General features: G+C 67.9%; 19 protein-coding genes, 3 tRNA genes and 1 pseudogene. 20 read left to right on the top strand and 3 right to left on the bottom strand.

All coding sequences use genetic code 11. The features are described 5' to 3' along the window. Positions 1–65 precede the first annotated feature (65 nt). A complete protein-coding gene (earP, locus tag AVS7_RS06095) occupies positions 66–1,145 on the bottom strand; it encodes an elongation factor P maturation arginine rhamnosyltransferase EarP (protein WP_020227536.1) in 1,080 nt (359 codons plus the stop codon). After that, positions 1,142–2,026 carry a LysR family transcriptional regulator gene (locus tag AVS7_RS06090; RefSeq protein ID WP_020227535.1) on the bottom strand — a complete coding sequence of 295 codons (885 nt, stop codon included), beginning with the start codon at positions 2,024–2,026 and terminating at the stop codon, positions 1,142–1,144. Before AVS7_RS06090 ends, earP begins: the two co-directional genes overlap by 4 nt. Before the next feature lie 106 nt (positions 2,027–2,132). Here AVS7_RS06090 and AVS7_RS06085 point away from each other — a divergent pair, with 106 nt between their 5' ends. The 20 genes from AVS7_RS06085 (at position 2,133) to AVS7_RS05990 (ending at position 21,298) form a co-directional block, all read left to right on the top strand. Then, positions 2,133–3,359: a CaiB/BaiF CoA-transferase family protein gene (locus AVS7_RS06085; RefSeq protein WP_024001033.1), complete on the top strand. Its 1,227-nt coding sequence runs from the start codon at positions 2,133–2,135 to the stop codon at positions 3,357–3,359. Continuing rightward, positions 3,356–4,333: a hydroxymethylglutaryl-CoA lyase gene (locus tag AVS7_RS06080; protein ID WP_020227533.1), complete on the top strand. Its 978-nt coding sequence runs from the start codon at positions 3,356–3,358 to the stop codon at positions 4,331–4,333. The genes AVS7_RS06085 and AVS7_RS06080 overlap by 4 nt, the downstream gene beginning before the upstream one ends. A 26-nt stretch (positions 4,334–4,359) precedes the next feature. Beyond that, positions 4,360–5,337: a tripartite tricarboxylate transporter substrate binding protein gene (locus AVS7_RS06075; protein ID WP_020227532.1), complete on the top strand. Its 978-nt coding sequence runs from the start codon at positions 4,360–4,362 to the stop codon at positions 5,335–5,337. Between the two features lie 124 nt (positions 5,338–5,461). Beyond that, complete coding sequence (locus tag AVS7_RS06070) at positions 5,462–6,724, top strand: putative DNA modification/repair radical SAM protein (protein WP_034690150.1); 1,263 nt, start codon at positions 5,462–5,464, stop codon at positions 6,722–6,724. Position 6,725: 1 nt separating this feature from the next. After that, positions 6,726–7,544 (top strand): TIGR03915 family putative DNA repair protein, encoded by an 819-nt coding sequence (locus AVS7_RS06065; protein ID WP_020227530.1) that lies wholly within the window; start codon positions 6,726–6,728, stop codon positions 7,542–7,544. 84 nt (positions 7,545–7,628) lie between these two features. Then, on the top strand, positions 7,629–9,572 hold the full coding sequence (gene uvrC, locus AVS7_RS06060; RefSeq protein WP_020227529.1) for an excinuclease ABC subunit UvrC: 1,944 nt from the start codon (positions 7,629–7,631) through the stop codon (positions 9,570–9,572). A gap of 32 nt (positions 9,573–9,604) precedes the next feature. Next, a complete protein-coding gene (gene pgsA / locus AVS7_RS06055) occupies positions 9,605–10,174 on the top strand; it encodes a CDP-diacylglycerol--glycerol-3-phosphate 3-phosphatidyltransferase (protein ID WP_020227528.1) in 570 nt (189 codons plus the stop codon). A 312-nt stretch (positions 10,175–10,486) separates the two neighbouring features. Next, positions 10,487–10,759, top strand: a complete 273-nt coding sequence (locus AVS7_RS06050; protein ID WP_011805814.1) for an HU family DNA-binding protein — start codon at positions 10,487–10,489, stop codon at positions 10,757–10,759. A 15-nt stretch (positions 10,760–10,774) separates the two neighbouring features. Beyond that, a tRNA-Val gene (locus AVS7_RS06045) sits at positions 10,775–10,850 on the top strand. A 59-nt stretch (positions 10,851–10,909) separates the two neighbouring features. Further along, a complete protein-coding gene (locus AVS7_RS06040; protein ID WP_020227527.1) occupies positions 10,910–12,832 on the top strand; it encodes a SurA N-terminal domain-containing protein in 1,923 nt (640 codons plus the stop codon). A gap of 50 nt (positions 12,833–12,882) precedes the next feature. Continuing rightward, positions 12,883–12,958 (top strand) — tRNA-His (locus AVS7_RS06035). A 298-nt stretch (positions 12,959–13,256) separates the two neighbouring features. After that, positions 13,257–15,188: a threonine--tRNA ligase gene (gene thrS / locus AVS7_RS06030; protein WP_020227526.1), complete on the top strand. Its 1,932-nt coding sequence runs from the start codon at positions 13,257–13,259 to the stop codon at positions 15,186–15,188. 78 nt (positions 15,189–15,266) lie between these two features. Continuing rightward, on the top strand, positions 15,267–15,869 hold the full coding sequence (infC, locus tag AVS7_RS06025) for a translation initiation factor IF-3 (protein WP_082176391.1): 603 nt from the start codon (positions 15,267–15,269) through the stop codon (positions 15,867–15,869). 181 nt (positions 15,870–16,050) lie between these two features. Continuing rightward, complete coding sequence (rpmI, locus tag AVS7_RS06020; protein ID WP_019428895.1) at positions 16,051–16,254, top strand: 50S ribosomal protein L35; 204 nt, start codon at positions 16,051–16,053, stop codon at positions 16,252–16,254. Between the two features lie 26 nt (positions 16,255–16,280). Then, positions 16,281–16,640, top strand: a complete 360-nt coding sequence (gene rplT / locus AVS7_RS06015; protein ID WP_005795139.1) for a 50S ribosomal protein L20 — start codon at positions 16,281–16,283, stop codon at positions 16,638–16,640. Positions 16,641–16,742: 102 nt separating this feature from the next. Continuing rightward, the gene (pheS, locus tag AVS7_RS06010) at positions 16,743–17,795 is read left to right on the top strand and encodes a phenylalanine--tRNA ligase subunit alpha (protein ID WP_020227524.1); all 1,053 of its coding nucleotides are present in this window, start codon (positions 16,743–16,745) and stop codon (positions 17,793–17,795) included. 120 nt (positions 17,796–17,915) lie between these two features. Next, complete coding sequence (pheT, locus tag AVS7_RS06005; RefSeq protein WP_020227523.1) at positions 17,916–20,342, top strand: phenylalanine--tRNA ligase subunit beta; 2,427 nt, start codon at positions 17,916–17,918, stop codon at positions 20,340–20,342. Beyond that, a complete protein-coding gene (locus AVS7_RS06000; protein ID WP_034690144.1) occupies positions 20,339–20,692 on the top strand; it encodes an integration host factor subunit alpha in 354 nt (117 codons plus the stop codon). Before pheT ends, AVS7_RS06000 begins: the two co-directional genes overlap by 4 nt. Before the next feature lie 98 nt (positions 20,693–20,790). After that, positions 20,791–21,195, top strand: coding sequence for a MerR family transcriptional regulator (locus AVS7_RS05995; protein WP_020227521.1), 405 nt, complete (start codon positions 20,791–20,793; stop codon positions 21,193–21,195). Positions 21,196–21,221: 26 nt separating this feature from the next. Further along, positions 21,222–21,298: transfer RNA gene (locus AVS7_RS05990), tRNA-Pro, on the top strand. A gap of 113 nt (positions 21,299–21,411) precedes the next feature. On the opposite strand, the pseudogene AVS7_RS05985 reads toward AVS7_RS05990, so the two are convergent. Beyond that, a pseudogene (locus AVS7_RS05985) lies at positions 21,412–21,953 on the bottom strand (hypothetical protein); the annotation flags it as partial.

The following is a 21,953-nucleotide window of genomic DNA, read 5'->3' as shown; positions in this document are numbered from 1 at the left end:
CCGCGGCGGGGGCGCCGGCTGGGCACGCTCGCGTGCCGCCTTGGTATGGCGCAAAACCACGGATTCTAGCTTTTTTCGCTGACGAACCCCAGCAGCTGGGTCAACAAGTCGCTCTGCTGCAGCAGCCGCGCGCGCGCGGCGCGCACGCAGGCACCCCACTCGGCGAGCAGGGCGGTGTCCAGCGGCGGCAGCGCGGGCGCCTGCGGCAGGCCTTCCAGCCCGTTCCACAGCGCGTGCGCATGCCGCAGCGAGGCGGGGGCCTGCAGCCAGTCCAGGAAGGCGTGCAGCTTGGCGTGGTGCGCGCCGTCGTGCTGCGGGTAGATGTGCCAGACGAAGGGTTGGCCCGCCCAGAGGGCGCGCACCAGCGAGTCCTCGCCGCGCACGAAGTTCAGGTCGCAGGCCCAGAGCATTTCGTCGAATGCGCTCTGGGGGCAGGGCTCCAGGTATGAAATAGATAGCTGCTCGCGCTTGCCAGGCAAGCGCTGGAGGCCGATTTCATTCAGAACCGCCGCGGCGGCTCGCCCCGGCGTCACGAGCAGCCGCGCGTCGCCGCGTGCGCGCAGTTCCTCGAGCAGCAGGGGCAGGGCGGGTGGCTCGTAGCAGAACAGCGAGACGGCCAGCGCGTGCGGCGCGATGCCGCGGCGCGCGCGCCAGCCCTGGCAGTCGAAGGCGCGCTGGCGTTCGGCCAAGCTGCCCTCGCGCAGCAGCCCGCCGGTGCGCGGCGTGAAGCCGGGGTAGAAGAACCAGCGCACGAGGCCCGCGCCGGGGCCGCTCATCAGGGGCGAGGGCAGGCGGTGGCAGCGCTCCACGTAGCCTTCGGCGCTCAGGTATTCGAGGTTGATCCACACCGGCCTGCGGCGGGCGATGGCGGCCACGAAGCCGGGGGCGATCTCGCAGCCGAAGGCTTCGACCACCACGTCGCCCGGGCCGTCCTCGGGCGCCTCGGCGGGCCAGGGCCGCACCTGCACGCCGGGCGCGCCGTGCGGCGCCATCCAGGCGAGGGCGCTGGCGTCGTCCACCCACAGGCGCACGGCGTGGCCGCGCGCGCCCAGGTCGGCGGCCAGGCGCCAGCACACGCCGATGTCGCCGTAGTTGTCGATGACCTGGCAGAACAGGTCCCAGCGCAGCGCGGCCGCCTGGCTCATGGCGCGCGCAGGTGGTCGACCAGCAGCCGGGCGACGCGGGTGAGCGATTCTTCCGAGCGCACGCACAGCGACAGCCGCCGCTGCGCCCAGGGCTCGGCCAGGGGGATGGCGCGGATCGCCAGCGTGCCGCGGTAGATCTGCGCGCTGCCGCGCGGCAGCATGCCCACGCCCAGCCCGGCGGAGACCATGAGGCACAGCGCGTCGTAGCCGGTGACCTGCATGCGCAGCTTGAGCGGCATCTCCAGTTCCGCCGCCGCGCGCGTGAGCAGGTTGTTGATGGCGCTGCCCGGGTGCATGCCCACGAAGTCGCAGGGCAGGGCGTCGGCCAGGCGCACGCGCTGCCTGCGTGCGAGGGCGTGGCCCGCGGGCACGATGAGGACCAGCTCGTCCTCGCGGTAGGGCAGCAGCGTGACGCGCTCGCCGTAGCTGCCGTGGGTGAGGATGCCCACGTCGGCCGCGTTCTCGGCCACCGAGCGGGCCACGGCGGTGCTGATCTGCTCGTGCAGCCGCACGTCGACCTGCGGGTGCGCGGTCATGAAGCGCTGCAGCTCGGCGGGCAGGAACTGGGTGATGGCCGAGATGTTGGCCACCACGCGCACGTGGCCGCGCACGCCGGCGCGGAAGTCGCGCATCTGCGCGGCGATGCCGTCCATCTCGTTGAGCACGCCGCGCGCCATGTGCAGCAGCGCGTAGGCGGCGGCCGTGGGTTCGGTGCCCCGGTTGCTGCGCGTGAACAGCTCCACCTGCAGCGCGGCTTCCAGCTCGGCCAGGCGGCGGCTGGCGGCCGAGGGGGCGATGTGCTCGCGCGCGGCGGCGCGGGCGATGGCGTTTTCTTCCATCACCGCGACGAACAGGCGCAGGGAGACCGGGTCGAGCTTCATGGGCGGCGATGGTACCGCCGCCACGGTGGGGCCATGCCGGTTTGCGATGGCAGCTTCGCAATCGAGCGTTTTGCGCCGCGCGCGGCGCGCCGCATCATCCGCCGCCATGCAACAGACACCAGAGACAACCACCCCCGCCGCACCTGCGGCCGCACTGGCCGGCGTGCGCGTGATCGAGATGGGCCAGCTCATCGCGGGCCCGTTCTGCGGCAAGACGCTGGGCGAGTTCGGCGCCGAGGTCGTCAAGATCGAGGCGGTCGGAGCGGGCGACCCGCTGCGCAACTGGCGGCTCATCAAGGAGGGCACCTCGGTCTGGTGGCAGGTGCAGTCGCGCAACAAGAAGTCGGTGGCGCTGGACCTGCGCCAGGCCGAGGCGCAAGCGATAGCGCGCAAGCTGATCGCCGAGGCCGACGTGCTGATCGAGAACTTCCGCCCCGGCACGCTGGAGGGCTGGGGCATGTCGCCCGCCGAGCTGCATGCGCTGAACCCGGGCCTGGTCATCCTGCGCATCTCGGGCTACGGCCAGACGGGGCCGTACCGCGATCTGCCGGGTTTCGGCGTGATCGGCGAGGCCATGGGCGGCCTGCGCCACCTCACGGCCGAGCCGGGCCGCGTGCCGGTGCGCGTGGGCGTGTCGATCGGCGACACGCTGGCGGCGCTGCACGGGGCCATCGGCGTGATGATGGCGCTCTACCACCGCAAGGTGAATGGCGGCGCGGGCCAGGTGATCGACGTGGCGCTGCACGAGGCGGTGTTCAACTGCATGGAAAGCCTGATCCCCGAGTACAGCGCCTTCGGCGCGGTGCGCGAGGCGGCGGGCAGCGCGCTGCCGGGCATCGCGCCGAGCAACGCCTACCCGTGCCAGGACGGCTGGGTGCTGGTGGCCGGCAATGGCGACAGCATTTTCAAACGGCTGATGGCGACTATCGGCAGGCAGGATTTGGCGGATGACCCGCAACTGGCCGACAACGCGGGCCGCGTGGCGCGCGTGGGCGAGATCGACGCGGCCATTGGCGCCTGGACGCAAGCGCGCACCGTGGCCCAGGTGATGGAACTGCTGGGCGCCGCGCGCGTGCCGGCGGGCAAGGTCTACACGGCCAAGGACATTGCCGAAGATCCGCACTACCAGGCGCGTGGGATGCTGCTGACGCAGGAGACGCGCGATGGCTACAGCGTCACCGTGCCGGGCATCGTGCCCAAGCTCTCGGGCACGCCGGGCACCATCCGCAGCAGCGCGCCGCGCCTGGGCGACGACACCGACGCGGTGCTGGCCGAGGCGGGCCTTTCCACGGAACAGATCGCGCTGCTGCGCAGCAAGGGAGTCATCCAATGAGCAATGTCTGGAACGGCGCGGGCCGCCGCATCGAACTGTGCGACGTGGGCATGCGCGACGGCCTGCAGATGGAGTGCCAGTTCGTGCCCACCGAGGACAAGATCGCGCTGGTCAATGCCCTGTCGGCGGCGGGCCTGCCGAAGATCGAGGTGACCTCGTTCACCTCGCCCACGGCCATCCCCGCGCTGCGCGATGCCGAGATCGTCATGCGCGAGATCGAGCGCCGCCCCGGCACGGTCTACACCGCGCTGGTGCCCAATGCGCGCGGGGCCGAGCGGGCCATCGAGGCGCGCACGGACGAGCTGAACCTCGTCATGTCGGTCAGCGAGACGCACAACCTGTGCAACCTGCGCATGACCCGCGAGCAGTCGTTCGCCGCGCTCTCCAAGGTGATCGCCATGGCGCAGGACGCGCGCGTGCCGGTGAACGTGTCGCTTTCGTGCGTGTTCGGCTGCCCGATGGAGGGCGACGTGCCGCAGGAAGAAGCCTTCGCCTGGGTGCAGCGCTTTGCCGACCTGGGCGTGCAGGGCGTCACGCTGTGCGACACCACGGGCATGGCCTATCCCACGCAGGTGGTCGGGATCACCGCAGCGGCGCTCGCGCGCTGGCCCGGCATGGCGTTCACGCTGCACTTCCACAACACGCGCGGCATGGGCCTGGCCAACGTGCTCGCCGCCATCGACGCGGGCGCCAGCCGCTTCGACGCTTCGCTGGGCGGCCTGGGCGGTTGCCCCTACGCGCCGGGCGCGTCGGGCAACGTCTGCACCGAGGAGGTGGCGCACGCGCTGCAGCTCATGGGCTACGGCACGGGCATCGACCTGCCCGCGCTGCTGGCCGTGGCGCGGCGCCTGCCGGGGCTGATCGGCCACGACATTCCGGGCCAGATCGCCAAGGCCGGGCAGCGGCTCGACCTGCACCCGGCGCCCGCCGACTTCGAGGCCATCCGCGAACGCGCGCTGGCACGGAACACCTGATTTTTTTACCAGAGGAGACACGCACCATGCGCATCACACGCAAGCAATTCACCACCCTGGCGCTCGCCGCCGCAGCCCTGGCCTGCGCCGGCGGCGCTGCAGCGCAGGGCTACCCGGCCAAGCCCGTGACCTTCGTCGTGCCCACGGCGGCGGGCGGCACCACCGACCTGTCGGCGCGCATGGTCGCGCAGGCGCTGGGTCCGGTGCTGGGCCAGTCGGTGGTGGCGGACAACAAGGGCGGCGGCAACGGCGCCATCGCCGCCAGCATCGTCAAGCGTGCGGAGCCCGACGGCTACACGCTGCTCATGCAGTACTCGGGCTACCACGTCATCTCGCCGCACCTGACGAAGGCGCCGCAGTGGGACCTGAAGGACTTCCAGCCCATCGCCAACGTGATCTCGGCCCCGCAGATCATCGTGGTGCGCGACGGCCTGCCGGTGAAGACGCTGCCCGAGCTGATCGCCTACGCCAAGGCCAACCCCGGCAAGCTCAACTACGCATCGTCGGGCAACGGCTCGCTGCAGCACGTGACCGGCGCCATGCTGGAGCAGCAGGGCGGCGTCAAGATGGTGCACGTGCCCTACAAGGGCACCGGCCCCGCGCTGCAGGACCTGCTGGGCGGACAGGTGGATCTGACCTTCGGCACCGCGCCGCCGTTCATGCCGCACATCCAGTCCGGCAAGCTGCGCGTGCTGGCCGTGACGGGCAAGGAGCGCCTGCCCAGCCTGCCCGATGCGCCGACCACGGCCGAGGCGGGCTACCCGGGCGTGAACGCCACGTCGTGGTTCGCTCTGTTCGCGCCCGCCGCCGTGCCCAAGCCGATCATCGACAAGCTGGCCGCCGACCTGAAGAAGGTGGTCGAAGACCCGGCCTTCCGCAAGAAGGCCGAGGAGCAGGGCGCCACGGCCGACTACCTGGGCCCGCAGCAACTGGGCGAGCGCGTGAAGGCCGACTACACCAACTGGGCGGGCGTGATCAAGAGCTCCAAGATCGAAGCCGAGTAAGCCACGGGCTTCAAGCAAAATCGGCTTCCAGCGCTTGTGCAGCAAGCGCTGGAAGCTATTTTTTATGTAGCAAAAGAAATGGCCGGGCTTGGCATGCGGGAATGATTTACTGTAAATTCATACAGTGAATTTGCAATCCAAGCTCGCCATCCTGGCCGATGCGGCCAAGTACGACGCTTCCTGCGCGTCCAGCGGCGCCGCGCCGCGCGATTCCGTGGGCGGGCGGGGCATGGGCTCCACCGAGGGCATGGGCATCTGCCACAGCTACGCGCCGGACGGGCGCTGCATCTCGCTGCTCAAAATCCTGCTCACCAACTGGTGCCAGTACGACTGCCTGTACTGCGTCAACCGCGTCAGCAGCAACGTGCCGCGCGCCCGCTTCACCGTGGCCGAGGTGGTGGCGCTCACGCTGGACTTCTACCGGCGCAACTGCATCGAGGGGCTGTTCCTCTCCAGCGGCATCATCCAGAGCCCCGACTACACCATGGAGCAGGTGGTGGAAGTGGCCCGCGTGCTGCGCGAGGAGCACGACTTCCGCGGCTACATCCACCTGAAGACCATCCCCGACGCCGCGCCCGAGCTGATGGAGCGCGCCGGCCGCTATGCCGACCGCCTGAGCATCAACGTGGAGCTGCCCACGCGGGAGGGCCTGGCCGCGCTGGCGCCGCAGAAGAACGGTGCGGCCATCACGCGCTCCATGGCGCGCATGGCGGTGCGCATCGAGGACGCGCGGCAGGCGCGCAGGGAGCAGTCGCGGCCGTCGTCCATCACCCCGCGCCGCGCAGCCGCCCCGCACTTCGCGCCCGGCGGGCAGAGCACGCAGATGATCGTGGGGGCCGACGCCACCGACGACCGCACCATCCTCGCCGCGAGCAGCGGCCTCTACGGCGCGCACCGGCTGCGGCGCGTGTACTACTCGGCCTTCAGCCCCATCCCCGACGCGGCGCGCGCCCTGCCGCTGGCTGCGCCGCCCGTGGTGCGCGAGCACCGGCTCTACCAGGCCGACTGGCTCATGCGCTTCTACGGCTTCACGCACGAGGAGATCGTGCCCACCCGGCATGGCGACGGCATGCTGGCGCTGGACATCGACCCCAAGCTCGCCTGGGCCCTGGCGCACCGCGAGCGCTTCCCCGTCAACCTGAACACCGCCCCGCGCGAGCTGCTGCTGCGCGTGCCTGGCCTGGGCGTGGCCACCGTCGACCGCCTGCTGGCCGCGCGCCGCGTGCGCCGCCTGCGCCATGCCGACCTGGCGCGGCTGCGCGTGCCGCTCAAGAAGGTGCTGGCCTTCGTCGAAGTGGCCGACCACCGCCCCGGCCGCGTACTGGACGCCGCCGATCTGGCCGCGCGCCTGGCCCCACCGCCCGCGCAGCGCAGCCTGTTCGCCTGACATGCACACCATCACCCTCGCGCACCCCACCGACTGGCCCGGCTTTCGCCGCGCCGCCCGCGCGCTGGCGCAGGCCGGCGTGCCGCCGCACGAGGTGCAGTGGCGCACCGCGCAGGATGCCGAGCACGACCTGTTCGCCGCGCCCGCCATGCCCCTGCCGCCCGCCACCGGCCCGGCGCCGCGCGTGTCCCAGGGCTTCGTGCGCCTGTGCGAGCGCATCGTGCTGCACCGCGACCCCGCGCGCTTCGCCCTCCTGTACCGCCTGCTGTGGCGCCTGCCGCGCGATGACGCCCTGCGCCGCGACCCGCTCGACGCCGACCGCGTGCAGGCCCGCCACATGGCCCACGCCGTGGCGCGCGACATGCACAAGATGCACGCCTTCGTGCGCTTTCGCCCCGTGGCGGACGGCGACGGCGGCACCGTGCAGGTCGCCTGGTTCGAGCCCGACCACTACATCGCCGAGGCCAACGCCGGCTTCTTCGTGCGCCGCTTCACGCAGATGCGCTGGGCCATCCTCACGCCCGACGCCAGCGTGCGCTGGGACGGCGCCGCGCTGCACGTGGGCCCCGGCGCCCAGCGCGCCGACGCCCCGCCGCCCGACGCGGGCGAGGCGCTGTGGCTCACCTATTACCGCAGCATCTTCAACCCCGCGCGGCTGAAGACCGGCATGATGAAAAAGGAGATGCCCACGCGCTACTGGCGCAACTTGCCGGAGGCCGCGCTGATCGGCGAACTGGCCCACGGCGCGCACGAGCGCAGCGCGCGCATGGTGGCGGCCGAGGCCACCACGCCGCGCCGGCGCATCGCGCAATCCATTTGAAGTGTTTTTGGCCTCCAGCACTTATCCAGCAAGCGCGAGCAGCTATTTTTTCAGGAGCGCCATGGCGGCGGACACAATAGCGCCATGTCCCCCTCGCATTCCGAAGAACTGCTGGCCCAGGTGGCGGCCCTGCCGCCGCTGCCGGGCGTGTACCGCTATTTCGACGCACAGGACGCGCTGCTCTACGTGGGCAAGGCGCGCAACCTGAAAAAGCGCGTCGGCAGCTACTTCACCAAGCAGCACGGCGGCACGCGCACCGGCCACATGGTGGGCAAGATCGCGCGGCTGGAGACGACCGTAGTGCGCTCCGAGGCCGAGGCGCTGCTGCTGGAAAACAACCTCATCAAGTCGCTGAACCCCAAGTACAACATCCTGTTTCGCGATGACAAGAGCTACCCCTACCTCAAGATCACCGGCGTGGCGGCCAAGGACGGCACGGGCGACGCGCCGGGCCAGCGCTTTCCGCGCATGGCCTACTATCGTGGCGCGGTGGACAAGCGCCACCGCTACTTCGGCCCGTATCCCGGCGCCTGGGCGGTCAAGGAAACCATCCAGTTGCTGCAGAAGGTCTTCCGCCTGCGCACCTGCGAGGACACGGTGTTCGCCAACCGCACGCGGCCCTGCCTGCTCTACCAGATCAAGCGCTGCACCGGCCCCTGCGTGAATCTGATCTCGCCCGAGGACTACGCGGGCGACGTGCACAGCGCCGAAGCCCTGCTGCGCGGCGAGACGCAGGAACTGCTGCAGGCGCTGGAGCAGCGCATGCTCGCGCATTCCGAAAGGCTGGAGTTCGAGCAGGCGGCCGAGGTGCGCAACCAGCTCACGGCGCTGTCGCGCGTGCTGCACCAGCAGGCGGTGGAGACGGTGTCGGACAAGGACGTGGACATTCTCGCCGTGCGCGTGCAGGGCGGGCGCGCGTGCGTGAATCTGGCCATGGTGCGCGGCGGCCGCCACCTGGGCGACCGCGCCTATTTCCCCGTGCATGTGGAGGAGGCGGCCGGCGTGTTCCAGGCGGAGGAGCCGGCCGAGGGCGAGGCCGCCGCCGAGCGCAGCGTGGAGGCGCAGGTGCTGGAGGCCTTCATCGCCCAGCACTACCTGGGCGTGCCCGTGCCGCCCACGCTGATCGTCAGCGAGCCGGTGGGCCAGACGCTGCTCGACGCGCTGGCGCAGCAGAGCGGCGTGCGCGTGTCCGCCATCCACCAGCCGCGCGAGCAGCGCCGCGCCTGGCTGGAGATGGCGCAGCAGAACGCAGAGATCCAGCTCGCCCGCCTGCTGGCGGAGGAGGGCTCGCAGCAGGCGCGCACCCGCGCGCTGGCCGAGGCGCTGGACCTGGACACCGAGGGGCTGGAGGCGCTGACCATCGAGTGCTTCGACATCTCGCACACGGCGGGCGAGTCCACTCAGGCCTCGTGTGTGGTGTTCCACCACCACAAGATGCAGAGCAGCGAATACCGCCGCTTCAAGATCGAGGGCATCACGGGCGGCGACGACTACGCCGCCATGCGCCAGGTGCTCACGCGGCGCTATCGGCACGTGGCCGAGGCCCAGCGCGAGGCCGGCGGCGCCGAGGCCAAGGCGCACCTGCCCGACCTGGTGCTCGTCGATGGCGGCAAGGGCCAGGTGAGCATGGCGCGCGAGGTGTTCACCGAGCTGGGGCTGGACATCTCGCGCATCGTGGGCGTGGAAAAGGGCGAGGGCCGCAAGGTGGGCCTGGAGGAACTGGTGTTCGCCGACGGCCGCGAGAAGGTCTATCTGGGCCGCGACTCCGCCGCGCTGATGCTCGTCGCCCAGATCCGCGACGAGGCGCACCGCTTCGCCATCACCGGCATGCGCGCGGCGCGCGCGCGGGTGCGGGTGGGCGGCAGCCGGCTGGAGGATATCGCGGGCGTGGGCCCCAAGAAGCGCGCTCGGCTGCTGCAGCGTTTCGGCGGCGTGCGCGGCGTGCAGGATGCCAGCGTGGACGACCTGGCCACGGTGGAGGGCATCTCGCGCGACCTGGCCGAGGAGATCTACCGCGCGCTGCGCTGAAGCGGCCGCGCGGGCGTGACACAATCGCCGCCATGTTCTGGACGATTCCCACCCTGATGACCTGGACGCGCATCGTCGCGATCCCCCTGATCGTGGGTGTGTTCTATGCGCCTTTGGCGCCCGCCACTTGCAACCTCATCGCCACGGTGATGTTCATCGTCTTCGCGGCCACCGACTGGCTCGACGGCTACCTGGCGCGCAAGCTCGACCAGACCTCGGCCTTCGGCGCCTTCCTCGATCCAGTGGCCGACAAGTTCCTCGTCTGCGCCTCGCTGCTGGTGCTGGTGCACATGCAGCGCGCCGACGTGTTCGTGGCCCTCATCATCATCGGCCGCGAGATCGCCATCAGCGCGCTGCGCGAGTGGATGGCCCAGATCGGCGCGAGCAAGAGCGTGGCGGTGCACATGCTTGGCAAGCTCAAGACCACGGTGCAGATGGTGGCCATCCCCTTCCTGCTCTACGATGGGCGCCTGTTCAACATTGTTGACACGGGTGTCTGGGGCACCTGGCTGATCTGGCTGGCCGCGGTGCTCACCGTGTGGTCCATGGTGTATTACCTGCAGAAAGCGCTGCCCGAGATACGGGCGCGCGTGTCCCGGTGAGGCAGGATCTGCGCGGCATACGGCGGTTTGTCAATTCGGAATCGGCCTAGACCGGCGTTTGCGAGACAAAAACCGCTGCGCCCGCCCGGAGGATGGGGCAATTGCGACTAGAATTTGCAAACAAGTTGACGCTGAGCGGTACGTCATATTGACACCCCGAAACGCGCTGGCTTTAATCTGAGGCGGCAATTTCTGACGCTGCCCCAGCCCCTTCCCGTTTCGAGCGCCTGCGGCCCTCCGGCCAGCGCGCACGCGTGAAGACACCAGATTTGCATAAGGCATTCCATCCACTCCTTTCCCGAGAGGCTTCTTGTGAATAAAACCGAACTGATTGAGCACATCGCTAACAACGCAGACATCTCCAAGGCGGCCGCGGCGCGTGCGCTGGAGTCCACGATCGAGGCGGTCAAGAAGACTCTGAAGAAGGGTGGCACGGTGTCGCTGGTTGGTTTCGGCACGTTCGCGGTGGGCAAGCGCGCAGCGCGCACCGGCCGCAATCCCCGCACGGGCGCTACGATTAAAATCAAGGCTGCTAAAGTGCCGAAGTTCCGTCCGGGCAAGGCATTGAAGGATGCCCTGAACTGATAGGTGAGATATGGGGGGTGCTTAGCTCAGTTGGTAGAGCGGCGCCCTTACAAGGCGTAGGTCAGCGGTTCGACCCCGTTAGCACCCACCACCCCAGACAAAGGCGAACGTGAGTTCGCCTTTTCTTTTGCAGCCGTTGAAAGATTGACCATGTTCGAATCCATCCGCAAGCACTCCAAGATCGTGATGTTCTTGCTGTTCTTGCTGATCATCCCTTCGTTCGTCCTCGTGGGCATCGACAAAAACTACTTCTCGAGCTCTAGCCCGGTGGTGGCCCGCGTGGACGGCAAGGACATCACGCAGGCGGACTGGGACAACGCCCACCGGATGGAGAGCGACCGCCTGCGTGCGCAGTCGCCGGGCATCGATGCCAAGCTGCTGGATTCGCCCCAGGCCCGCTACGCCACGCTGGAGCGCATGGTGCGCGACCAGGTGATGCAGGTGGCGGCGCAGAAGATGCACCTGGTGACCAGCGACGCCCGCCTGGCGCGTGAACTCCAGGGCATCCCGCAGATCGCCGCGCTCAAGCGCCCGGACGGCACCCTGGACGCCGAGGCCTACCGCGCCCTGGTGGGGGCGCAGGGACTGACGCCGGAGGGCTTCGAGGCGCGTGTGCGGCACGATCTGTCCATCAACCAGGTGATGGGCAGCGTCATGACCACGGCGTTCAGCGGCGGCGCGGAAGCCCGGCTGGCCCTGGAGGCGCTGCTGCAGCGCCGCGAGATCCAGGTGGCGCGCTTCAATGCCGCCGACTTCTCCGCCAAGGTCGCGGCGACGGATGCCGAGCTGGAAGCCTACTACAAGGCGCATCCGTCCCAGTTCCAGCAGGCCGAGCAGGCCGCTGTGGAATACGTGGTGCTGGACCTCGATGCGGTCAAGGCGGGCATCACCCTCAACGAGGACGACCTGCGCACCTACTACAAGGAAAACGTCGGCCGCCTGGCAGGCAAGGAAGAGCGCCGCGCGAGCCACATCCTGGTCAACGCCACCAAGGATGCCGCCGCCTCCGATCGCGAGAAGGCCAAGGCCAGGGCCGAGGCGCTGCTGGCAGAGGTGCGCAAGACGCCCGCCAGCTTTGCGGAGATGGCCAGGAAGTCGTCGCAGGACCCCGGCTCGGCACCTTCGGGCGGGGACCTGGGCTTTTTCGGCCATGGCGCCATGGTCAAGCCGTTCGAGGATGCGGTGTTCGCGCTGAAGAAGGGCGAGATCAGCGACGTGGTGGAGACCGATTTCGGCTACCACGTCATCATGCTGACGGACATTAAGACGCCGCGCCAGCCCAGCTTCGAGGAGCTGCGCGCTTCGCTCGAATCCGAACTCAAGCAGCAGCAGGCGCAGCACAAGTTCGCCGAAGTGGCGGAATCGTTCGCCAATGCGGTGTACGAGCAGCCCGACAGCCTGCAGGCGGCGGCGGACAAGCTCAAGCTCAAGGTGCAGACCGCCACGGGTGTCACGCGCACGCCGCAGCCCGGAGGACAGGGGCCGCTGTCCAGCCCCCGCTTCCTGGAGGCGCTATTCCAGCCCGATACGCTGCAGAACAAGCGCAATACCGAGGCCGTCGAAATCGGCTCCAGCATGCTCGCCGCCGGCCGCGTCACCGAATACCAGCCCGCCATGCTGCTGCCGCTGGACAAGGCCAAGGAGAAGGTGCGCACGCTCTACGTGGCGGAGAAGTCCGCGCAGCTCGCGCGCGCCGAGGGCGAGGCCAAGCTCGCGGCCTGGAAGGCCGCCCCCGGCAGTGCCGCAGGCTTGTCTGCGCCGGTCACCGTGTCGCGCGACCAGCCTCAGAACCAGCCGGCACCCGTGGTCACCGCAGCCCTCCATTCCCCGGTGGACAAGCTGCCTGCATGGGAGGGCGTGGACCTGGGCCCGCAAGGCTATGCCGTGCTGAAGGTCAACCGCATCTTGAAGCGCGAGGCCTCGGACGACGCCCAGGCCCGCATGGAGCGCCAGCAGTACACCCAGGCCTGGGGCACGGCGGAAGCGCTGGCCTACTACGAGCTGCTCAAGCAGCGGTTCAAGGTGCAGATCAAGGCGCCGCGACCTACGGCTGAAAGCGCCGCACAAAACTGACGCGCTTTTTCAAAAGAGGGCGATTTATCCGGCTATAATGCAAGGCTACGGTGGCTGTAGCTCAGTTGGTAGAGTCCAGGATTGTGATTCCTGTCGTCGTGGGTTCGAGTCCCATCAGCCACCCCAGATAAAGCAAACGCGCTGGCGCTTCAAAGCCCGGCGCGTTTTGTTTTGCGTGCTGGAAATATGCCCATCGGCAAGTCGGGTTAGAATACAAGGCTCTGCAACGCACAAGGGTGAGAAAGGCAATCTGGTTATGACACCGCGAACTACGACGGAGATGTCTGCCAGCCGCTGAGGCCGGCCGTTCGCGCCTGCACGAGATTTCTCATATCGAAAGCGCGGACCGTGTTCCGCGCTTTTTGCTTTTCAGGGTACGGAAGGCGCGACCCCACCCCAAGGTTTTGACAAGGATTCCCACACCATGATTCACATCACGCTTCCCGATGGTTCGCAGCGCGAGTTTCCCGGCCCGGTGACGGTGGCCGAGGTGGCCGCTTCCATTGGCTCGGGCCTGGCCAAGGCGGCGCTGGCCGGCAAGGTGGGCGCTGGCGACGAGGCGCAGGTGGTCGATACGAGCTACCGGATCACGCAGGACAGCCCCTTGTCCATCGTGACGGCCAAGGATGCGGACGGGCTGGATGTGATCCGCCACTCCACGGCGCACTTGCTGGCCTACGCGGTGAAGGAGCTTTTCCCGGATGCCCAGGTCACCATCGGTCCCGTGATCGAGAACGGCTTCTACTACGACTTCTCGTACAAGCGCCCGTTCACGCCCGAGGATCTCGTGGCGATCGAAAAGCGCATGGGCGAACTGGCTGCGAAAGACGAGCCGGTCGTGCGCCGCGTGCTGCCGCGCGACGAGGCCGTGGCGTATTTCAAGAGCATCGGCGAGCACTACAAGGCCGAGATCATCGCCAGCATCCCTACGAACGAGGAGGTGAGCCTGTACCGCGAGGGCGGCTTCGAGGACCTGTGCCGCGGGCCGCACGTGCCGAGCACCGGCAAGCTCAAGCACTTCAAGCTCATGAAGGTCGCGGGCGCCTACTGGCGCGGCGACCACCGCAACGAGATGCTGCAGCGCATCTACGGCACGGCCTGGGCCACGAAGGAAGAGCTGCAGCAGTACCTCACGATGCTGGAGGAGGCCGAGAAGCGCGACCACCGCAAGCTCGGGCGCGAACTGGACCTGTTCCATATCGACGAGCATTCGCCCGGCACGGTGTTCTGGCACCCCAAGGGCTGGACGCTGTGGCAGCAGGTGGAGCAGTACATGCGCCGCGTGTACCGCGACAACGGCTACCAGGAGGTCAAGGGGCCGCAGATCCTCGACAAGACGCTGTGGGAGAAGACGGGCCACTGGGACAAGTACCGCGAGAACATGTTCGTCACGGAGAGCGAGAAGCGCGACTACGCGCTCAAGCCGATGAACTGCCCCGGCCACATCCTGATCTTCAAGCAGGGGATCAAGAGCTACCGCGACCTGCCGCTGCGCTACGGCGAGTTCGGCCAGTGCCACCGCAACGAGCCCACGGGCGGCCTGCACGGCATCATGCGCGTGCGCGGCTTCACGCAGGACGACGGCCACATCTTCTGCACGGAGGACCACGTCCTGGCCGAATGCACGGCCTATACGGCGCTGCTGCAGAAGGTCTACAAGGACTTCGGCTTCACGGACATCATCTACAAGGTGGCGACGCGCCCCGAGGCGCGCATCGGCTCCGACGAGAGCTGGGACAAGGCCGAGCACGCGCTGATGGAAAGCCTGCGCGCGTCGGGCTGCGCCTTCGAGATCGCTCCGGGCGACGGCGCCTTCTACGGGCCGAAGATCGAATACACGCTCAAGGACGCCATCGGGCGCCAGTGGCAGTGCGGCACCATGCAGGTGGATTTCTCCATGCCCGAGCGGCTCGATGCCGAGTACGTGGGCGAGGACGGCGGGCGCCACCGCCCCGTGATGCTGCACCGGGCCATCGTGGGCAGCCTGGAGCGTTTCATCGGCATCCTGATCGAGCAGCACGCGGGTGCGCTGCCCGTCTGGCTGGCGCCCGTGCAGGTGGCGGTGCTCAACATCACCGACGCTCAGTCCGACTACTGTCGCGAAATCGCCGCAAAGCTGCAAAAAGCACTGCCGAATCAAGACCTTAGGGTGGTGACTGATCTGCGCAATGAAAAGATCACGTATAAAATACGGGAGCATGCACTGCAAAAGCTCCCTTACATCCTCGTCGCGGGCGACAAGGAGAAGGCGGCCGGCGCTGTGGCAGTGCGCGCCCGGGGTAACAAGGACCTCGGCGTGATGTCCGTCGACGCCTTTGTCGACCTGATCGCACAGGACATCGCCTCCAAAGTCTGAGTGTTGTGTCAAAGCACGCTTTGGTGCGCGCCGCGGGTGCGTGAGCAGCTACGCTTTTTGTAGTATTTTTGATCAAGGGTGAGAACCATCGCTACCGAATTTCGTGATCGTCGCCAGCGTGAAGAGCGCAAGCACCGCCTGAACCGTGAAATCATGGCGCCCGAAGTGCGCTTGTCCGGCCCGGACAATGAACCTCTGGGCATCGTGAGCCTGCAAGAGGCTTTGCGCATGGCGGGCGAGCTGGACGTCGATCTGGTCGAGATTGCAGCCACCGCGAATCCGCCGGTCTGCCGCCTGATGGACTATGGCAAGTTCAAGTACCAGGAGCAGAAGAAGGCGGCCGAGGCCAAGGCCAAGCAGACGGTCATCGAGATCAAGGAAGTGAAGTTCCGCCCCGGCACGGACGACGGCGACTACAACATCAAGCTGCGCAACATCCGCCGCTTCCTCGCGGAGGGCGACAAGTGCAAGATCACGCTGCGCTTCCGCGGCCGCGAGATCACGCACCAGGAACTGGGTCTGGCGCTGCTCAACCGGCTGCGCGACGACCTGGCCGACACGATCGTCGTCGAGCAGTTTCCGAAGCTCGAAGGCCGGCAGATGATCATGATGATCGCGCCGGCGCGCAAGAAGCCTGCGGCGGGCAAGCCCGCGGCGGAAGGGGCGCAGGCAGGCGCCTGATGCACAGGGATTTGGCGGCGAGGCCTTCGCAAGAGGGCTCTGGCCGCCGATAGGCGGCGCGCAAGCGCCGCCGCGCGGCAGGGCTGCGAAGCCTGGCCGTTTTTTAGAAGTGGCTCGGGGCCAACAAGGTTGCACAGCGGTGTGCAAACGCCTCACGAGCACAACCATAAGGAGCATTCACATGCCCAAAATGAAGACCAAGAGCAGCGCGAAGAAGCGTTTTCGCGTTCGTCCGGGTGGTACCGTCAAGCGCGGTCAAGCCTTCAAGCGTCACATCCTGACCAAGAAGACCACCAAGAACAAGCGCCACCTGCGCGGTGCGGTTGCTGTGCATGAGACCAACATGGGTCACATCGCGCAGATGCTGCCCATGGCTGGCCTGTAATTCACTGACGAACAAGGAGAAAACACATGCCTCGCGTCAAACGTGGTGTAACGGCACGCGCCCGTCACAAGAAGGTTCTGGCTCTGGCCAAGGGTTTCCGCGGCCGCCGCGGCAACGTCTTCCGCATCGCCAAGCAGGCGGTGATGAAGGCTGGGCAATACGCCTACCGTGACCGCCGTACCAAGAAGCGCGTGTTCCGCCAGCTGTGGATCGCCCGTATCAACGCCGCTGCCCGTGAACTGGGCCTGACCTACAGCCAGTTCGCCAACGGCCTGAAGAAGGCATCCATCGAGATCGACCGCAAGATGCTGGCCGACCTCGCGGTGCATGACAAGGCTGCCTTCGGCAGCATCGTGGAGCAAGTCAAGGCCAAGCTGGCCGCTTGAGTTCACGACTGCCGGCTATGATTTTCATAGCTGGCAGCGCTCAAACAGCAAGGGCTAGGGCTTGAAAAGGCGCTAGCCCTTGTTTCTTTTTCAAGAGTCGATATGAACGAGTTGGATTCCCTGGTGCAAGGCGCGCGCGAAGCGTTCGCGCAGGCCGCAACCCCCGCCGATCTGGAGAACGCCAAGGCGCTGTTCCTGGGCAAGTCGGGCCGCCTGACCGAGCTGATGAAGGGCATGGCGCAGCTCTCGCCCGAGGAGAAGAAGACGCGCGGCGCGGCGATCAACGTGGCCAAGCAGGGCGTGGAGGCGCTGCTGACCGAGCGCCGCCAGCAACTGGCCGACGCCGAGCTGCAGCGCCAGCTCCAGGCCGAGGCGCTGGACGTGACGCTGCCCGGCCGCAGGCAGGGGCGCGGCGGTCTGCACCCCGTGTCGCTCACGCTCGAGCGCATCGAGGGCATCTTCGGCTCCATGGGTTTCGACGTGGCCGACGGCCCCGAGATCGAGACCGACTGGTTCAACTTCACCGCGCTGAACACGCCCGAGGACCACCCGGCGCGTTCCATGCACGACACCTTCTACGTCGAGGGCGGCACGCCCGAGGCGCCCCACCTGCTGCGCACGCACACCAGCCCGATGCAGGTGCGCTACGCCGTGCAGCACGTCAAGAAATACCGCCACCTGATCGACGCGGGCCAGCCCATGCCCGAGATCCGCGTGATCGCGCCGGGCCGCACCTACCGCGTGGACTCGGACGCCACGCACTCGCCCATGTTCCACCAGTGCGAGGGCCTGTGGATCGGCGAGAACGTGAGCTTCAAGGATCTGAAGGTCGTGTTCACGGGCTTTTGCAAGACCTTCTTCGAGAGCGACGACCTCGTGCTGCGCTTTCGGCCCAGCTTCTTCCCGTTCACCGAGCCCAGCGCGGAGATCGACATCCAGTTCCAGAGCGGTCCGCTGGCCGGCCGCTGGCTGGAGGTCGCAGGCAGCGGCCAGGTGCACCCGAACGTGGTGCGCAACATGGGGCTGGACCCGGAGCGCTTCATCGGCTTCGCCTTCGGCATGGGGCCGGACCGGCTGACCATGCTGCGCTATGGCGTGAACGACCTGCGCCTGTTCTTCGACGGCGACGTCCGCTTCCTGTCCCAGTTCCAGTAATGCAAGAAAGTGAGCTGCCAGCGCTTGCCAGCAAAGGGTTTGAGCATGTTTTCCTATTGAAAGCAAGGCCCATCAAGCGCAAGCAGCTCTCTTTTCAAGAGCACGCCAAAGAATCCGACTATGCAATTTCCTGAATCCTGGTTGCGCGAGTTCTGCAACCCGCCCCTGACCACCCAAGAGCTGGCCGACACCCTGACGATGGCGGGGCTGGAGGTCGAGGAGCTGCGGCCCGTGGCCCCGCCGTTCACGAAGATCGTCGTGGGCGAGATCAAGGAGGCCGTGCAGCACCCCGACGCTGACCGCCTGCGCGTGTGCCAGGTGGACGTGGGGCAGGGCGGCCTGCTCACCATCGTCTGCGGCGCGCCCAATGCGCGCGTGGGCATCAAGGTGCCCTGCGCCATGGTGGGCGCCGAGCTGCCCCCGGGCGAGGACGGCAAGCCCTTCCTCATCAAGATCGGCAAGCTGCGCGGCGTGGAAAGCCACGGCATGCTGTGCTCCGCGCGCGAGCTGAAGCTGTCCGAAGACCACGGCGGCCTGCTGGAGCTGCCTGCCGACGCGCCGCTGGGCCAGGACATCCGCGCCTGCCTGCAGCTCGACGACACGCTGTTCACCCTCAAGCTCACGCCCAACCTCGCGCATTGCCTGAGCGTCTACGGCGTCGCGCGCGAAGTCTCCGCGCTGACCGGCGCGCCTTTGAAGGCGCCGCAGTTCCCGCACGTGGCCGCCACCATCGACGACCGCCTGCCGGTGCGCGTGAGCGCGCCCGACCTGTGCGGTCGCTTCTCCGGCCGCGTGGTGCGCAACGTCAACCCGCGCGCGCAGACACCGCAGTGGATGGTCGACCGCCTCGCGCGCTGCGGCCAGCGCAGCGTGGCGCCACTGGTGGACATCTCCAACTACGTGATGTTCGAGCTGGGCCGGCCCTCGCACATCTTCGACCTGGACAAGATCCACGGCGGCCTCGACGTGCGCTGGGGCAGGGCGGGCGAGCCGCTCAAGCTGCTCAACGGCAACACCGTCACCGTGGACGAGAAGGTCGGCGTGATCGCCGACGCCGCCCAGGTGGAATCGCTCGCCGGCATCATGGGCGGCGACGCCACGGCCGTGACCGACGACACGCGCCACATCTACGTGGAGGCCGCCTTCTGGTGGCCCGAGGCCATCGCCGGCCGCTCGCGCCGCTACAACTTCTCCACCGACGCGGGCCACCGCTTCGAGCGCGGCGTGGACCCCGAGCTGACCGTGGAGCACATCGAGCGCATCACCCAGCTCGTCATCGACATCTGCGGCACGCCCGAGACGGCCCTGGGCCCCATCGACGACCAGCGCGTCAACGTCCCCGCCCAGGCGCCGGTGCGCATGCGCGTGGCCCGCGCCGCCAAGGTGATCGGCATGCCGCTCACGCAGGCGCAGTGCGTGGACGCGCTGCAGCGCCTGGGCCTGCCCGTGGCGCAGGAGGAGGGCGCGGTGACCGTCACGCCGCCGTCGTTCCGCTTCGACCTGCGCCTGGAGGAAGACCTGATCGAGGAAGTGGCCCGCATCGTGGGCTACAACACCCTGCCCACCACGCCGCCGCTGGCGCCCATCACGCCCAAGCTGCGCCAGGAGTCGCGCCGCAGCAGCTTCGCCGTGCGCCGCGAGCTGGCCGCGCTGGGCTACCAGGAAACGATCAACTTCAGCTTCGTGGAAGAGCGCTGGGAGAGCGAGCTGGCCGGCAACGCCGTGCCCATCAAGCTGCTCAACCCCATTGCCAGCCAGTTGAGCGTGATGCGCTCGTCGCTGCTGGGCTCGCTCTTGCAGGTGCTCAAGTTCAACCTGGACCGCAAGGCCGGCCGTGTGCGCGTGTTCGAGCTGGGCCGCGTCTTCCTGCGCGATGCGGGTGTGCAGAACACCGACAGCACCGTCGAAGGCGTGTCGCAGCCCATGCGCGTGGCCGCGCTGGCCTACGGCGCGCAGGACGCGCTGCAGTGGGGCCGCAAGGACAAGGCCGTGGACTTCTACGACGCCAAGGGCGACGTGGAGGCGCTGCTCGCGCCGCTGCGTCCCACCTTCGAGCCGGCCGAGCACCCCGCGCTGCACCCCGGCCGCTGCGCCCGCGTGCTGCTGGACGGCCGGGCCATCGGCTTCGTCGGCGAGCTGCACCCGCGCTGGCGCCAGTCGTGGGACCTGCCCGGCGCGCCCATGCTGTTCGAGCTGGAGCTGGAGGCCGTGCAGCGCCGCCCGGTGCCCAGCTTCAAGCCGGTGGCCAAGCGCCAGCTCGTCGAGCGCGACATCGCGGTGGTCGTGGCCGAGCGCGTCACGCATGACGAGGTGGTGCGCGCCGCCGAGGCGGCCTTGCCCGGCGAACTGCTGCGCTCGTGCGTGCTGTTCGACGTCTACCGGCCGCAGGGCACGTCCACGGGCGGCCTGGCACAGGGCGAGAAGAGCCTCGCCATCCGCCTGACGCTGGGCAGCGACGCCGCCGCGCTGACGGACGCCGAAATCGACACGGCCGTGCAGACCGTGCTGCAGGCCCTGGCGCAACACACGGGAGCGAGGCTGCGATGACTTTGGGCATGGAACCAGGAGCGATGGTCGAGTTCGCGGTGGAGAGCCTGGAGTCTCCCGCGCTGACCAAGGCCCAGCTGGCCGATCTGCTCTTCGAGCACATCGGCCTGAACAAGCGCGAATCCAAGGACATGGTGGACGCGTTCTTCGACCTGATCGCGCAAAGCCTCGTGGACGGGCAGGACGTCAAGCTCTCGGGCTTCGGCAACTTCCAGATCCGCACCAAGGCGCCGCGCCCCGGGCGCAATCCGCGCACGGGCGAATCCATCCCGATCGAGGCGCGGCGCGTGGTGACCTTCCACGCCAGCAGCAAGCTCAAGGAGCAGATCCAGGGCACGCCCAAAACGTGAGCTTTTGTCCATGCCCGTGAAGGATTGCCCCGCGCCGTATGGCGCAGGGCGCGCGGGTGCAGTACGCTTGCGGGCTTTACCGCATCCTTCGTGAGTCCATGAGCACACCGCTGCCTCCCATCCCGGCCAAGCGCTACTTCACCATCGGGGAAGTGGCCGAGCTGTGCGGCGTCAAGCCGCATGTCTTGCGGTACTGGGAGCAGGAGTTCACGCAGCTGCGCCCCATGAAGCGGCGCGGCAACCGCCGCTACTACCAGCACCACGAGGTGCTCATGATCCGGCGCATACGCGAGCTGCTGTACGACCAGGGCTTCACCATCAGCGGCGCGCGCAACCGCCTGCAGGAGCTGGCGCACGAGCACAAGGAGGCCGCCCGCGACAGCGTGCCGCCGGAACTGCCGCAGGAGGCCGCGGCCGGTGCGCTGGCGGGGCCGCTCGCCCTGAGTGCTGCGGCGCTGCGCAAAGAATTGGAAGAAATTCGCTCACTTCTTTTTCGGGCCTGATTTTCGATATACAATCTAAGTCTTGTCGGCGTGTAGCGCAGCCTGGTAGCGCACTTGCATGGGGTGCAAGGGGTCGCGAGTTCGAATCCCGCCACGCCGACCAATAACGATAAGGGCTCCTAGCTATCAAGTTAGGAGCCCTTTTTCTATTTTTGGGTTTGGCGGTACGGTTAGCGGTACGGTTTGGCAGTTGCAACCGTACCGCCAGCGTTGTTGTCATGCCGCGACGGTCACCCGCACTTCCTCCGTCGCCCGCTTCCGATAGCGCTCCAGATCAATGCCGGTCAGCTCGGGCACCTTCTTGTAATCCACGCTACCCTGTTTCCAGAACCGCGTGACGGTGACCCCGGCGCCTTGCTCCTTCGGGTGCTGGGCCAGCTCGATCAAGGCCTGACGGGCCGATTCCAGCCGTTTGGTGGCCTCATCGGCGTATTGCTTGGCACCGGCATAGGCTTCGGCGGCCTGCGACCATGCTGTGTCGCTTCGGAGCCACGTATCGCCTTCTGCCAGCGGCGGCGGTACGTCCCGATCCAGAAACGGCTGAAACGCCTCCCACGCCTCCCGGATGCGGGCCATCAGCGCCTTGTCCCGAGTTACCTCGGTCAGGATGCCCTTGGCGCCATCGAACACCCACAGCTGGGCCTGCTCCGCGCCCGACACCATCAGCTGATGCTGTACCTGAACGGGGCGTGTCCGAATTTTTGTGTAAACGGGTCGGACTTCAATTGACGGAGATGCGGTCTCCGAACTGAATGGTA

This window comes from Acidovorax sp. MR-S7 (assembly GCF_000400995.2).
Classification (GTDB): domain Bacteria; phylum Pseudomonadota; class Gammaproteobacteria; order Burkholderiales; family Burkholderiaceae_C; genus MR-S7.
This window is presented reverse-complemented; position numbering and strand designations above follow the sequence as displayed.

Excerpts from the sequence above, each read along its gene's own strand:
- AVS7_RS06000 (WP_034690144.1), top strand. The coding sequence starts at position 20,339 with ATGACTTTGGGCATGGAACCAGGAGCGATGGTCGAGTTCGCGGTGGAG.
- AVS7_RS06085 (WP_024001033.1), top strand. The coding sequence starts at position 2,133 with ATGCAACAGACACCAGAGACAACCACCCCCGCCGCACCTGCGGCCGCA.
- AVS7_RS06040 (WP_020227527.1), top strand. The coding sequence starts at position 10,910 with ATGTTCGAATCCATCCGCAAGCACTCCAAGATCGTGATGTTCTTGCTG.
- AVS7_RS06065 (WP_020227530.1), top strand. The coding sequence starts at position 6,726 with ATGCACACCATCACCCTCGCGCACCCCACCGACTGGCCCGGCTTTCGC.
- AVS7_RS05995 (WP_020227521.1), top strand. The coding sequence starts at position 20,791 with ATGAGCACACCGCTGCCTCCCATCCCGGCCAAGCGCTACTTCACCATC.
- pheS (WP_020227524.1), top strand. The coding sequence starts at position 16,743 with ATGAACGAGTTGGATTCCCTGGTGCAAGGCGCGCGCGAAGCGTTCGCG.
- rplT (WP_005795139.1), top strand. The coding sequence starts at position 16,281 with ATGCCTCGCGTCAAACGTGGTGTAACGGCACGCGCCCGTCACAAGAAG.
- uvrC (WP_020227529.1), top strand. The coding sequence starts at position 7,629 with ATGTCCCCCTCGCATTCCGAAGAACTGCTGGCCCAGGTGGCGGCCCTG.
- rpmI (WP_019428895.1), top strand. The coding sequence starts at position 16,051 with ATGCCCAAAATGAAGACCAAGAGCAGCGCGAAGAAGCGTTTTCGCGTT.
- AVS7_RS06090 (WP_020227535.1), bottom strand. The coding sequence starts at position 2,026 with ATGAAGCTCGACCCGGTCTCCCTGCGCCTGTTCGTCGCGGTGATGGAA.
- AVS7_RS06075 (WP_020227532.1), top strand. The coding sequence starts at position 4,360 with ATGCGCATCACACGCAAGCAATTCACCACCCTGGCGCTCGCCGCCGCA.
- earP (WP_020227536.1), bottom strand. The coding sequence starts at position 1,145 with ATGAGCCAGGCGGCCGCGCTGCGCTGGGACCTGTTCTGCCAGGTCATC.
- pheT (WP_020227523.1), top strand. The coding sequence starts at position 17,916 with ATGCAATTTCCTGAATCCTGGTTGCGCGAGTTCTGCAACCCGCCCCTG.
- thrS (WP_020227526.1), top strand. The coding sequence starts at position 13,257 with ATGATTCACATCACGCTTCCCGATGGTTCGCAGCGCGAGTTTCCCGGC.
- pgsA (WP_020227528.1), top strand. The coding sequence starts at position 9,605 with ATGTTCTGGACGATTCCCACCCTGATGACCTGGACGCGCATCGTCGCG.
- AVS7_RS06080 (WP_020227533.1), top strand. The coding sequence starts at position 3,356 with ATGAGCAATGTCTGGAACGGCGCGGGCCGCCGCATCGAACTGTGCGAC.